This window comes from Paenibacillus macerans, assembly GCF_900454495.1.
GTDB lineage: Bacteria > Bacillota > Bacilli > Paenibacillales > Paenibacillaceae > Fontibacillus > Fontibacillus macerans.
This window is the reverse complement of sequence record NZ_UGSI01000002.1, coordinates 1788013-1800652: the sequence shown is the minus strand read 5'-3', so window position 1 is coordinate 1800652 and position 12640 is coordinate 1788013. Positions and strand designations below refer to the sequence as shown.

General features: G+C 55.4%; 12 protein-coding genes. 2 read left to right on the top strand and 10 right to left on the bottom strand.

All coding sequences use genetic code 11. The annotated features are described in order from the left end of the window. Window positions 1–183 precede the first annotated feature (183 nt). On the top strand, window positions 184–1767 hold the full coding sequence (gene spoVB, locus DYE26_RS31390) for a stage V sporulation protein B (protein ID WP_036620623.1): 1584 nt from the start codon (window positions 184–186) through the stop codon (window positions 1765–1767). 16 nt (window positions 1768–1783) lie between these two features. Here the strand turns inward: spoVB and DYE26_RS31385 are convergent, their stop codons facing one another. Further along, on the bottom strand, window positions 1784–2515 hold the full coding sequence (locus tag DYE26_RS31385) for a YetF domain-containing protein (protein WP_036627711.1): 732 nt from the start codon (window positions 2513–2515) through the stop codon (window positions 1784–1786). 250 nt (window positions 2516–2765) lie between these two features. Between DYE26_RS31385 and DYE26_RS31380 the strand changes: the two genes are divergently transcribed. After that, window positions 2766–3158, top strand: a complete 393-nt coding sequence (locus tag DYE26_RS31380; RefSeq protein ID WP_036620621.1) for a TIGR04086 family membrane protein — start codon at window positions 2766–2768, stop codon at window positions 3156–3158. Between the two features lie 51 nt (window positions 3159–3209). Here DYE26_RS31380 and yajC read toward each other — a convergent pair whose 3' ends face one another. From yajC to DYE26_RS31330, 9 genes are all read right to left on the bottom strand, one after another. Beyond that, a complete protein-coding gene (yajC, locus tag DYE26_RS31375; protein ID WP_036620619.1) occupies window positions 3210–3533 on the bottom strand; it encodes a preprotein translocase subunit YajC in 324 nt (107 codons plus the stop codon). 41 nt (window positions 3534–3574) lie between these two features. After that, window positions 3575–4714: a tRNA guanosine(34) transglycosylase Tgt gene (tgt, locus tag DYE26_RS31370; protein ID WP_036620618.1), complete on the bottom strand. Its 1140-nt coding sequence runs from the start codon at window positions 4712–4714 to the stop codon at window positions 3575–3577. Window positions 4715–4738: 24 nt separating this feature from the next. Next, window positions 4739–5767, bottom strand: coding sequence for a tRNA preQ1(34) S-adenosylmethionine ribosyltransferase-isomerase QueA (queA, locus tag DYE26_RS31365; RefSeq protein ID WP_036620617.1), 1029 nt, complete (start codon window positions 5765–5767; stop codon window positions 4739–4741). A gap of 8 nt (window positions 5768–5775) precedes the next feature. Further along, a complete protein-coding gene (locus DYE26_RS31360; RefSeq protein ID WP_240534105.1) occupies window positions 5776–7872 on the bottom strand; it encodes a SpoIID/LytB domain-containing protein in 2097 nt (698 codons plus the stop codon). 55 nt (window positions 7873–7927) lie between these two features. Further along, a complete protein-coding gene (ruvB, locus tag DYE26_RS31355; protein WP_036627707.1) occupies window positions 7928–8932 on the bottom strand; it encodes a Holliday junction branch migration DNA helicase RuvB in 1005 nt (334 codons plus the stop codon). 36 nt (window positions 8933–8968) lie between these two features. Further along, window positions 8969–9586, bottom strand: coding sequence for a Holliday junction branch migration protein RuvA (ruvA, locus tag DYE26_RS31350; protein WP_036620615.1), 618 nt, complete (start codon window positions 9584–9586; stop codon window positions 8969–8971). Continuing rightward, window positions 9583–10086, bottom strand: coding sequence for a crossover junction endodeoxyribonuclease RuvC (ruvC, locus tag DYE26_RS31345; protein WP_036620612.1), 504 nt, complete (start codon window positions 10084–10086; stop codon window positions 9583–9585). The genes ruvA and ruvC overlap by 4 nt, the downstream gene beginning before the upstream one ends. Window positions 10087–10613: 527 nt before the next feature. Next, a complete protein-coding gene (locus DYE26_RS31335; RefSeq protein ID WP_036620611.1) occupies window positions 10614–11621 on the bottom strand; it encodes a FecCD family ABC transporter permease in 1008 nt (335 codons plus the stop codon). Beyond that, complete coding sequence (locus DYE26_RS31330; protein ID WP_036620610.1) at window positions 11618–12625, bottom strand: FecCD family ABC transporter permease; 1008 nt, start codon at window positions 12623–12625, stop codon at window positions 11618–11620. Before DYE26_RS31330 ends, DYE26_RS31335 begins: the two co-directional genes overlap by 4 nt. Between the last annotated feature and the right edge of the window lie 15 nt (window positions 12626–12640).

Sequence of the window (12640 nt, the reverse complement as noted above, 5' to 3'; positions counted from 1 at the left end):
CCTTCAACCCCCGTTTTAATACATTCTACCCCAATTTCCCGATTCCTGCTTCTACTGACTTTTTCCAATTTTAGAAGCCTCCAAAAAGACAAGTCATGAACTTGTACAGGTAAGACATATTCATAGAATAACCCCAAGAAAAAACGATCGATAAAGCTATTTTCCGGGAGAGAGGGAAGCACTTTGAGCAAACAAACCTTCATCCAAGGAACGATGATTTTGCTGGTGGCGGGCATCGTCAACCGGCTCCTTGGTTTCATTCCGCGCATTATGCTGCCCCGCGTGATCGGGGCGGAAGGGGTAGGTCTTTATCAGCTTGGATATCCTTTCTTCCTCGTGATCGTAACGATCATTACCGGAGGTATTCCTTTGGCCGTCGCCAAACTGGTGGCCGAAGCCGAGTCCTCGGGGAATCCGGGGCGTTCCCGCGCTATTTTGCGGACGAGCCTGGTATTTACGACGGCGGCGGGCTTCCTGTTCACCTTTTTATGCTTGTTCGGGGCGCCCTGGGTAAGCCGCTATATCCTTACGGATGCCCGCGTTTACCATACATTTGTGGCGATGAGCCCGATGATCGTCGTCGTCGCCGTTTCCTCCGTGTTTCGCGGTTATTTTCAGGGCAAGCAGGACATGATCCCGTCCGCCGTCTCCTCGATTTTGGAGACGGTAGCCCGTATCGTCTGCACGCTGTGGTTCGCGTATTTGCTGCTGCCGATGGGGATGGCGTACGCCGCGGCGGGGGCGATGCTTGGCGTCGTTGCCGGGGAAATCGTCGGGCTTGGCGTGCTGTTATGGCAATACCGCCAGCTGCAGCGGCGGGAGCGGCAGGAAGCCGCGGTCCAAGAAACATCGGTCAAGCCGGCCACGGAAAAACAGCCCTTGATCGGTAAATTGCTTCGCCCGATTTTGCGTATTGCGATTCCGGTAACCGGCGGCAAGCTCGTCGGCTCGCTGTCCTACTTGCTGGAATCCATCACCACGGCGCGAAGCCTGGCGATGGCCGGAATCAGCGTCGCCGTGGCCACCTCCCAATACGGGGCGCTGCAGGGCATGGTCATTCCGCTGCTGCTGCTGCCCGGCGCGCTGACGTCTTCGCTGGCCGTCTCGCTCGTTCCTTCGCTGGCCGAAGCCCAGGCTCGCGGGGATATGCGGTCGATCCAGCTGCGGCTGCATCAATCGCTGCGGCTTGCGCTGGTTACCGGCGCCCCGTTTGCCGCGGTCATGTTCGTGATGGCCGAACCGCTCTGCCTGATCATCTACAACAACGCCGAAATCGCCGGCATGCTGAAGGCGATGGCTCCGTTTGCGCTTTTCCTCTATGCCCAGGCGCCGCTGCAGGCGACGCTTCAAGCCCTAGACAAGCCGGGGCGGGCCCTGGTCAATACCCTGATCGGAGCCGTCATCAAAATATCGCTGATCTTTTATCTCGCATCCAATCCGTCTCTGGGCATTTACGGGGCCGTCATCGCCATCGTTGTCAACTTTATCGTCGTGACGCTCCTGCACGGTTACAGCGTCGCCCGCTTTCTCCGCTATTCGCTGCCTTATCTGGATTTCGCCAAGGTATGCGCCGCTATGGTCATTATGGCGGCCGCCGCCCAATACGCGATGAACCGCCTGCCGTTTGGTTCCGTTCTGGAAATCCAATTTATCGCCGCGGCTACGGCCTCCGGAATCCTGTATCTCGCGCTGGCCGGCGTCATGGGCCTGTTCGACCTGCATGACCTTAAGCGGCTGCCGGTTCTCGGCAAGTGGTTCCGCCGCTGATACGTTGCAAAACTATTCAAGTCTCATCCATGGGGTTGATATACAATTTGCCATTATGATCCATGCTGCAGAAGAACACCTGTTTAAAATCGCTCAGCCCCTTGGACTGAATTTGATTTTTCAGCCAAAACCTGGTTTTCCCGATCTTTTGCAAATTTTCTTCGTTCACTTTTCCATCCATAATCAGCGGCAGCGGCAGCTCTTCGTATTTGATTTTGGAGGCAATGGACGCGTTCTCCTTGTTTTTTCGTCCGCCGCTGTTGCCGCTATTGCCGGTTTTGCCGGTTTTGCCGGTTTTGCCGGACTTGTCCTTGGGGAATACACTCAGTTGTCCGCTCGTTTCCAGAACGGCGAACTCCACGTCGGCCACACTGTCGACTTTTTTAGAACGCAGCTGCATGAGCAGATCGTCCAAATTGTAACGCTGCTTCCTCATTTCCTCGCGGTTGATTTTGCCGTTATGAATGATGACGCTCGGCTTACCGTCAAGCCATACCCGCAGCTTGCGATAGCGAAGCGACAGCATGGCCATGCCGATTTGAATGAGTACGAGCGTGGCCATGGGGACAATTCCTTCATAGAGCGGTTTATTGACATCTTCCAAAGCAAAAACGGCAATATCCGCAATCATGATTGAAATCACCAGATCAAAAATCGATAGCTTACCGACCTCTCTTTTTCCCATTATTCGCATCACGACAAATACAGTAATATACATCAGAACGGTTCGAAAGACATGGGGCAGCATATCATCGACCACGGCAATCCCTCCTCATGAAAAGATCGAACAGAACATAGTACTGGGTATTCTGACCGTCGCTTATTCATTCCATGCGGTAAATATCGGATTAAAAAGCGGGTTTCTTGCAAGGATCTTCCTTATAGGCAGTTCAAAAAGTCCGCTTTTGATCACCACTCCAAAAAAATCGGCGCCGCGGTAATAACTGCATGGGCTTGACCATAAAATGGTGGTAATAAGAGGACAGGAGGATGACCTTATGCACTTCATCCGCAATTTATTCGGGTTTCGGATTTCGCAGCCTACCGTCTCGGGACTTTGGTACGCTTTTTTATGGATGATGATCGGCGCCCTGATATTGTCGTTGTTATTGCAGGGGGAGATGCTGGATGAGCCCGAGCTTGCGCTGTACACCTATCTCGTTCACGGCATCGCCGTTTTGTTCGGCGGCATCGTCTCCGGCAAAAGGGCGAAGCAGAGAGGCTGGTACCAGGGTGGTCTGACCGGTCTGCTGTACGTGGTGCTGCTGTTGCTCATCAGCTTTCTCGCGCTCGACACATCGCTGACGCTGCGCGATTGCATCCTGCTGGCGCCGGGGCTTGTCATCGGAGCGTTTGGAGGAATGATCGGGGTGAATTTAAACCGGAAGTGAATGAAAAAAAGGGCCTAAGCCGAAAAATGGCTTGGACCCTTTTTTGTGCGGTTATTTGCCGTCGGCCCCCGAATTGATACTGTGGCTGATGGCGCTGCGGTCGAACGTCAGCTTGGTGACGTCGTTCACGCGAATGACGACCGTATCGTCCGTCATCTCCATAATCGTACCGTGCAGGCCGCCGATCGTCACGATCTTGTCGCCTTTTTTCAGCGAATTCAGCATGGTGTTGCGCTGCTGCTGCTTTTTCTTCTGAGGACGGATCAGCAAAAAGTAAAATACGGCGATCATGATAACGAACGGAATGATCATCTGGATCAGGGAGCCTGTGCCTCCGGCTCCGCCGGCTCCTCCTGCTGCTGCAAAATGAAACATGCGTGTTCCCCCCTTTCACACTGCAAAACTACTGCGGACGCTTAAAATCCCTTGTCGTTGCCAAACAAACCGTACTTTTCAAAAAACTCATCCCGGAAACTAAGCAACCTGTCTTCCATAATAGCTTGGCGGACATTTTTCATGAGGGTGATCAGGAAATGCAGGTTATGGTATGTAGTTAGCCGAAGCCCGAACGTTTCGTCCGCTTTGATCAAATGGCGAAGATAAGCCCTGGAATAATTTCGGCACGTGTAGCAATCGCATTCGGGGTCAAGCGGTCCGAAATCATTGGCATACTGGGCATTTCGCACCACCAGTCTGCCTTGGCTGGTCATCGTCGTGCCATTGCGGGCGATGCGGGTCGGCAGGACGCAGTCAAACATATCGACGCCGCGAATCGCGCCTTCGATCAACGCATCAGGCGAACCGACGCCCATCAAATACCGCGGTTTGTCCGCAGGAAGAAGGGGCACGGTATATTCCAGCACCTCATACATTAATTGCTTGGGCTCGCCTACACTTAGTCCACCAATAGCATACCCCGGAAAATCCAGGGAAGTCAAATCCCGCGCGCTTTGTTTGCGCAAATCTTCGTGCATGCCGCCCTGCACGATTGCAAACAGGCCTTGATCGTGCGGACGGGAGTGGCTTTTGAGACAGCGCTCGGCCCATCTCGACGTACGTTCCGTCGAACTTTTCACGTAATCGTATTCCGCCGGGTAAGGGGGGCACTCGTCAAAGGCCATCATGATATCGGATCCAAGCGCGTTTTGGATTTCCATGGCGACTTCGGGGGACAAGAACAGCTTGTCGCCGTTTAAATGGGAGCGGAAATGCACGCCTTCTTCCGTGATTTTGCGCATTTCGGCCAGCGAAAACACCTGAAAGCCTCCACTGTCGGTCAGAATCGCCCGGTCCCAATTCATGAACTTGTGCAGTCCGCCCGCTTCGCGGATAATCTCGTGGCCCGGCCGCAAAAAGAGATGGTACGTATTGCTGAGAATAATCCGCGCATCCATCTCCTTCAATTCCTCGGGACTCATCGTTTTAACCGTGGCTTGGGTGCCGACCGGCATAAATGCCGGAGTGTCGAACGTTCCGTGCGGCGTATGCACGCGGCCTAGTCTTGCTCCGGACTGCTTGCAGGTTTTAATATGCTCATACGTGATAGCTGCTGCCACTCTAATCAACCGTCCTCTTCATTCTTAATAAATAAACATGGCGTCGCCAAAGCTGAAAAAGCGGTATTTCATCGCGATCGCTTCTTTGTAGGCGGCCATAATATGGTCCCGGCCGGCCAGCGCGCTGACCAGCATGACGAGTGTCGATTTTGGAAGATGGAAATTCGTCAGCATAGCATCCACCAACCCGAATTCATAACCCGGGTAAATGAAAATCCCGGTCCATCCGCTGCTGCGGACGATCGGACCGCCTTTGCATGCTTGAGCGACCGTCTCCAGCGTGCGCGCGGACGTCGTTCCGACGGCGATAACTCTGCCGCCTTTGGCTTTAGTTTGGTTGATAATATCGGCCGTCTCCTGAGGCAGCACGTAATATTCCTCGTGCATGACATGATCCTCCACCCGCTCCACCGCCATCGGGCGAAATGTGCCGAGACCGACATGCAGCGTCACAAACGCGATGTTAACCCCTTTGGCCCGTACCTGCTCCAATAGCTCCTCGGTAAAATGAAGCCCGGCCGTAGGCGCCGCCGCCGAGCCTTCATGTTTGGAATACACGGTTTGATACCGCTCGCGGTCGTCCAATTTTTCTTTGATATAAGGGGGCAGCGGCATTTGGCCCAAACGATCCAAAATTTCGTTGAAAATTCCTTTGTAAGAAAAACGAAGCACCCGCTCGCCCATGTCCGCTTCCGATTCCACCGTCGCCCGCAGCTCGTCGCCAAAAACGATTACCGCGCCTGTCTTCAGTTTTTTCCCGGGCTTGACCAAGGCTTCCCAGCGGTCTTCCCCAAGGTTCTTCAGCAGCAGCACTTCCGCTTTGGCGCCGGTATCCTGCTTGACCCCGAACAACCGGGCCGGGATGACGCGGGTATCGTTCAGCACAAGCGTATCGCCGGGATGAAGATAATCCAAAATATCGGGAAAAACATGATGGCGAATTTCTCCGGTTTCCTTATTCAACGTCAGCAATCGCGAAGCGCTTCGCTCCGGAAGCGGAGTTTGGGCAATCAGCTCCTCCGGGAGCTCGAAATCGTACATATCCACATTCATAACTCTGCTCATTCCTTAACGATAGTTACATTTTGGTAGTAGTGTTGCAATATTTTCCGGTAATCATACCCGGCGTCGGCCAATCCTTTGGCTCCCCATTGGGATAATCCGAGCCCGTGGCCGTTTCCGCGGCCGACAAACAGAAAGGCGCTGCTCTTGTCAATAACCCGGGCCGTTTGTTCCGCACCCAGCACCACCATATTTCCGCCGCTTAAGCTCGTTTTTCCGGAAGCCGATAAAATCGTAGCATCCGAAGCTGCCGTACCGGCAGCGCCTTCGGCACCTTGAACAGTATACCTTCCGGTAGGCACAATTTCAAACAAGGTGCTCGGCAGGCCGTTTAATGCGGATCTGAACGAATCCGGGTATTTGATGTCCAAAATTTGGCCGTTCGCCTTGATTTGCGTCACCCTTCCGGACGGTCCTCTTTGCGCAACCTCCAGACTCGTAATCGGCGCAGGCGGCTCGGTCGCCGTTTTGCCTTTGAGCGATTTTAACAGCTGATCGGAGGTGTAAGGCCCCCGAATCCAGGCATAAGCGGTGGACTCCGCCACCTTGCTGAGCACGATGGCCTTATCTCCCGGGTTTAGTTTCGCCACCGGGTTGACGTCGGATTGAATCAAGGGAAGCGGACGTACGTTTACATTGTTGGCCGTCACGGTCATTAGCGGCAGCCCGGCCGCGTTCGTTTCCGCAAGCTTGGCGTTATCTTCCCGGACATACCCGGTTTTGCCGTTGTCGAGCAGAACCTGGTACCACGTTTTTAATGAAGCCTGGGCCGATTCGTCGCCTTCGCTCGGGACGCTGGCGTAAATCGGATTGACGTTGCTCCACACTTCCGCGGAATCTGCGGTGACGCCGCCGCTATTGGACGAGAACAGGCCCTCAATCACTTTGCCGCTTACCTTCAGCACTTCGCCGGCGGTGCTTTCGACCGCCTTCACGACGCTGTCCGCCTCCTGATCTACACCATTGTAGACTTGGCTTAATGTTGTATCCACCAAGCCCGCAACCTTATACTTGTTCAATTGCGCGTTATACAGCGCGTAGCTGCGGGCGGCGACAGCCTGCGCCTTAAGCGCCTCCTGCGGCCATGAAGACGGTACTTCGGCGGATACGACCGAATATAAATATTGCTCTAGCGGCAACACATTGACCAGCGCCAACTGCCCGTTCACTTTACTGATTTCAAAATCGCCCCGGTACCGGCGTTCGGAACGCTCGACGACCTTTATGGCCGAGCTGTCTTTATTGTCACGGACCATCAGCTTGGCCCCTTCTCCGTACAGTTCGTAATGCACGGCCCCATTCGGGGCGCCCAAAGCGAGTGAAACATCATTATGCAGCAGAAGGGCTGGCGTTGCCAAATCCACAGGGGTTAAAAACAGCTGGGGCGCGGTTAGGGCCAGTTCGGCCTGCAATGTCGCTTGTTCGGCCACGCTGGACATCCCCCCGACCCACACCGCATACTTTTGCGGGCCGGTCATGGCCACAAACGCCTCGGCGTCCTGCCCGCTCAACGTTTTGGCTAGCGATTCGGCTTCATTCCGTGAACCGAAAAGGCCGGCCGATATGTAATAAGGTCCCCGTACGCTTGGCTTTTGGCCCAGGAGCTGGCCGGACAAGGCTTGGCTGACCCGGCCGGCAGCTGTCAGAGCCTCGGCCGCGCTGGCATACGGGCCGGTATAAATCCGGTAAACCGTGCCGGCCGGCCGATCGACCGCGTAGGCCACCGGTTTGTCGGCGGTACCCTGCAATTTTTTGACCGCGGCGGCGACCGTTCCCCAGTCGGTGCTTTCCAGCGCCTTCACTTTAAAGCCGCTGACGCTAAACCGGGAGGTTTCGGCTGCGGCCATTTCCAGCCAAGGCGCAAACTCTCCGCCGGCCATGATGCCCGCTTCCGCAGCCGCTTCCGTCTTCAGCGTTACCGCCGGCACGGTCGACTTGTACGTGCTGCCAAGATCCAGGTACATAGCTACGCGAATTTGTTCGGAAGCTGCGGCGCCGGCAACCCCCGGGAATTGGACCGCTGCAGTTAACAGCAAAGCGGCCGCGATTCCTTTTCCCCATTTGCTGAATGTCATTGCCCGTCTCGTCCCTTTCAAAACCGCTTCTCCTCTCTATGATGTAATGTTACCCGAATGCTAGCGAATTTCCCCTTTAAGGGCTTTCCGGCATGGGCAGCCCCAAATGCTGGTAAGCTGCGGGGGTCACCATACGGCCGCGCGGGGTTCGCTGCAAAAATCCGATCTGCAGCAAATATGGCTCGTACACGTCTTCGATCGTTTGGCTTTCTTCGCCGATCGTCGCCGCAATCGTATCGAGTCCGACCGGACCTCCCCGGAAGCTCGTAATCATCGCCCGCAGCATCTTGTGATCGATAAGATCGAGTCCCATCGGATCGACCTGCAGCATCTTTAACGCCTCCTTGGCGATGTCCGTCGTGATCATCCCGTCGCCCCGCACCTGCGCGTAATCCCGGACGCGTCTTAACAGCCGGTTCGCAATCCGCGGCGTCCCCCGCGATCTTAAAGCGATCTCCTCGGCGGCGTCGCCGACCATTTCGATGCCGAAAATATCGGCTCCCCGGGATACGATGAAGCTAAGCTCGCCGATCGTATAGAACTCGAGGCGGCTGACGACGCCGAAGCGGTCGCGCAGCGGCGCCGACAACAGGCCTGCCCGGGTGGTCGCCCCCACCAGCGTAAACGGCGGCAAATCGAGCCGGACCGAGCGGGCGCTTGGCCCTTTCCCGATCATGATGTCCAGCGCGAAATCCTCCATCGCCGGATACAGCACTTCTTCAACCGTGCGGTGCAGGCGGTGAATTTCGTCGATGAACAGCACATCGCCTTCCTGCAGATTCGTCAGCAGGGCGGCCAAATCGCCGGGCCGTTCAATCGCCGGGCCCGACGTTGTGCGGATGTTGACGCCAAGCTCGTTGGCGATAATGTTCGCCAGCGTCGTTTTGCCCAGTCCCGGCGGCCCGTAAAGCAGAACGTGGTCCAGCGCTTCATTGCGCATTTTCGCCGCTTCGATGTAGATTTTTAAATTTTCCTTGATTTGGCTTTGTCCGATATATTCCGCCAAGTAGCGGGGACGGAGGCTCAGCTCGACGGCCTGATCCTCCATCATCAAATTCGCCGATATGATCCGGTCTTCCATCATTGCGCGTTCGCTCTCCTTCCAGTCCTTCTCTCATCAGCCGGCATACAGCAGCTTGAGCGCCTTTTTCATTACCGAATCCACCGCTTCATCCGGGGCGACATCCTCCTTCATGCGATGCCACACCTTGTCCAATTCGGCATCCGTGTATCCAAGCGCCTTAAGCCCTTCCCGGGCTTCCGGCCAGCCGGGATAAGCGGATTCGGCCGCAGGGAGAGCCTCGGACGGATCATCAAATAAAGAGGGGCCGCCCATCCCTTCGAGCTTGTCTTTCAGGTCCAAAATCATACGCTGCGCCGTTTTTTTGCCGATGCCCGGAAGTTTGGTCAGAAAGCCGATATTCTCCTGGTGAATCGCCGCCACCACATGGTCCGGACTGCCCCCGCTCAAAATGCCCAGCGCCACGCGCGGCCCGATGCCGGACACCTCGATCAGCTTGCGGAACAGCCTCTGCTCTTCGCGGGTGGGAAAGCCGAACAGCAAAATCGCGTCTTCACGGACATGATGATGCGTATAGATCGTCACCGTCTCTTGTCCTTTCGCGGCAAACGCATACGGGTTCGGGCAAAACACCTGATAACCTACGCCCTGCACGTCGAGTACAACATATTCCGTTTCCAAATGGGCCACCTGGCCCCGCAAAAAATCGATCATGAACGCAATACCTCGTTTAATTTAGAATTTAATGTGTAAGAATGCGCGTGGCAAATTGCGACGGCTAAAGCATCGGCCACATCGTCCGGCTTCGGGATCGCCTGCAGCTTCAGGAACATGCGGGTCATTTCCTGCACCTGCCGCTTTTCGGCTTTGCCGTATCCGACGATCGCCTGCTTGACCTGCATCGGCGTGTATTCCGCGACCGGCAGCCCTTTCTGGACCGCCGCCAGCACCAGCACGCCCCTCGCTTGTCCAACCGACATCGCCGTCGTGACGTTGCGGTTAAAAAACAGCTTCTCCAGCGCCACCGCGTCCGGGTTATATTTTTCGATCAACTGCACCATGCCTTCATATACATGAAGCAGCCTTTCTTCCTCCGGCGTGTGCGCCTCCGTCTGAATGCAGCCGTATTGCACCGGAGTCAGTTTGCTCCCTTGTTTATCGATAAATCCAAACCCCACGATCGCGATCCCAGGGTCGATTCCAAGTATACGCAAGCTCATCTCTCCCCAAATGTATGCTCGAACTCCCGTTTTGCTTGCGGAGCTCGCGTCCTTTTTTGAAGCGAACATATGTATTCACTTTATTATAACAAAAGATCGCGCACATTGAGGAAAAAGTTTGTAGAGCGCCGGGATTGATGAAGGGGAAAAACAAACAAGCGCAAGCAGGAAGAGGATATCCATCTTCTGTGCTTGCGCTTTTCTTATACTTTTAACTCTCGCGAAAATATAAGGGTAAAAAATGGCGTTATTGTGGCGATGTCCCCCATTCAAAGAGAAATAGAGGGAATTTATGTCGCTATTTTCTACGAACCGCAACAAATACTCGCGATCTGGACTACTCTTAGGAAAATAAGGCCATAAAATTCCGTTAATGAGGGTGAACATGCCTAGCTCCGGATAATAAGTACATAAAGTTCCGCTATTTTGAACGCCGACGGTTCATCGTTCAGTTCATCGTTCCAGCAGCCAACCGTCAAGCGCCGATTTCTAGGTTGAGAGGTTGAGCCTATATGCTGACGCTATTTTTTAAGCAGTAAATAAGCAAAATAAGGCACCCCGAGCAGCGAGGCCATAACACCGGCCGGAATCCCGTCGGGATCGACCAGATTGCGGCCGATCGTGTCGGCGATGAGCAGCAGCCACCCGCCCAGCAGCACCGCGACGGGAATGAACAGCTGATTGCGCGGTCCGACCAGCGCTTTGGCGATGTGCGGAGCCATCAGGCCGATGAAGGCGATGCCCCCGGTGACGGAAACCGCCGATGCGGATGCCGCGACGGCGGCCAAAATCAGGATCAGCCGCTCGCGCTCAAGATGAACGCCCACGCCGATCGCCGATGCCTCGCTTAAGCTGAGCAGATTAAGCTGCCGGGATTTAAACAAAGTAAACGGCACAAGCAGGATCAGCCACGGAAGCAAGGCCCCGATAAAAGGCCAGTCCGTACCCCAAATATTGCCGGCAATCCATTTGGCGATAAAGTCCACCTTAGCGCGTTCCGCCGAGGAAATAATCACGATCATAATCCCCGACAGCGCCATGGAGAAGCCCACTCCAACCAAGACGAGGCGAACGGGATCAAGCCCCCGGGTCCGGCTGCACGAGAAAATATACACGAGTATGGCCGTGATCAAAGCCCCGACAAACGCAACAAAAGGCAGAATATAGGCAAACGATCCCGTTTCGATCGGAAAATACAGAAAAAACACGGAGATCGCCACGCCTGCTCCGGAATTGATGCCGACGATGCCCGGGTCGGCCAAATCGTTGCGGGTAACGCTTTGCAGGATCGACCCGGATAACGCCAAGGCCATTCCCGACAACAATGTGACCAGAATTCGCGGCAGTCTGACGGAAAACAGAACGAACTCCTCCTTAAACGTGCCGTGGCCCAGCAGCACGGGAAGCAGCCTGTCGAAGGACAGAGAAGAATAGCCGAACCCCATGCTGGCAACAGCCGTCAGAACGATGGCCCCGAGGCTGATCAGCAAAATGATACGCTGTTTCCGAACAAAAGCGGACGGATTCATGATAGCGATTTGCCCCCTTTACGCACGACAAGCAGGAAAAACGGCAAGCCTGCCATGGCCACAATCGCCGCCATGGGCGTCTCGTAAGGGGCGTTGATGGTCCGGGCGAGCGTATCCGCCAGCAGCATGAAGGCGGCTCCCGCAAACACCGAAAAAGGCAGGATATAACGGTAATCCGTGCCCACGATCTTGCGGACGATATGCGGAATCATCAGCCCGAGGAAGGCGATGTTTCCGGCGAGCGCCACCGCGGCCCCCGTCAGCAGGATGACCAGGGCAAACAGAATAAATTTGATCCGCGCGAGCTTTTGCCCCAGGCCTACCGCCACCTCGTCGCTCAGGCTGAGAATCGTTAAATGGCCGGAGTACATGACGGACACCGCGATTCCGGCAACAATGACCGGCGCGACCGTCTGAATTTGCTCCCAATTTGTCCCGATTAAGCCTCCGGCCGTCCACATGGAGACATCCTTGGAGATTTTGAACGCAAGGCTGATGCCTTCCGTGGCGGCCTGCAGAAAGGTGGAGATGGCCGCTCCCGCGAGCACGATGCGAACTGGGGACAAGTTCCCCCGGCGCACCGCGCCAAGTCCGACGACCAGCCCTCCGCCTGCGGCGGCGCCGATAAAACAAGCCAGCATGATGCCGAAGTAGCTGATACCCGGGATGCACGCAAAAATGACGGCAAGCGCCAGGTTGGCGCCGGACGTGAGTCCCAGCAAGCCGGGATCGGCGAGCGGATTGCGGGTGACCCCTTGCATAATCGCGCCGGATACGGCAAGCGCGGCGCCGGCCAGCATCGCGGCCAGTTCACGCGGCAAACGGATCTCTTGCAGCGTGAGTACATTCCCTTCGGATGCAGCCGAAGTAAGCGCCAGCCACAGTTCATGCGGCGCCGTTTCCTGCGCGCCGAACAACATCGAGATCACGAAGCAGACGACGAGCAGCAGCACGCTGCCGAGAAGCTTATACATAAACGGAATGGAACGTAATTTAACTCTCATAGGTATCACTGCCTT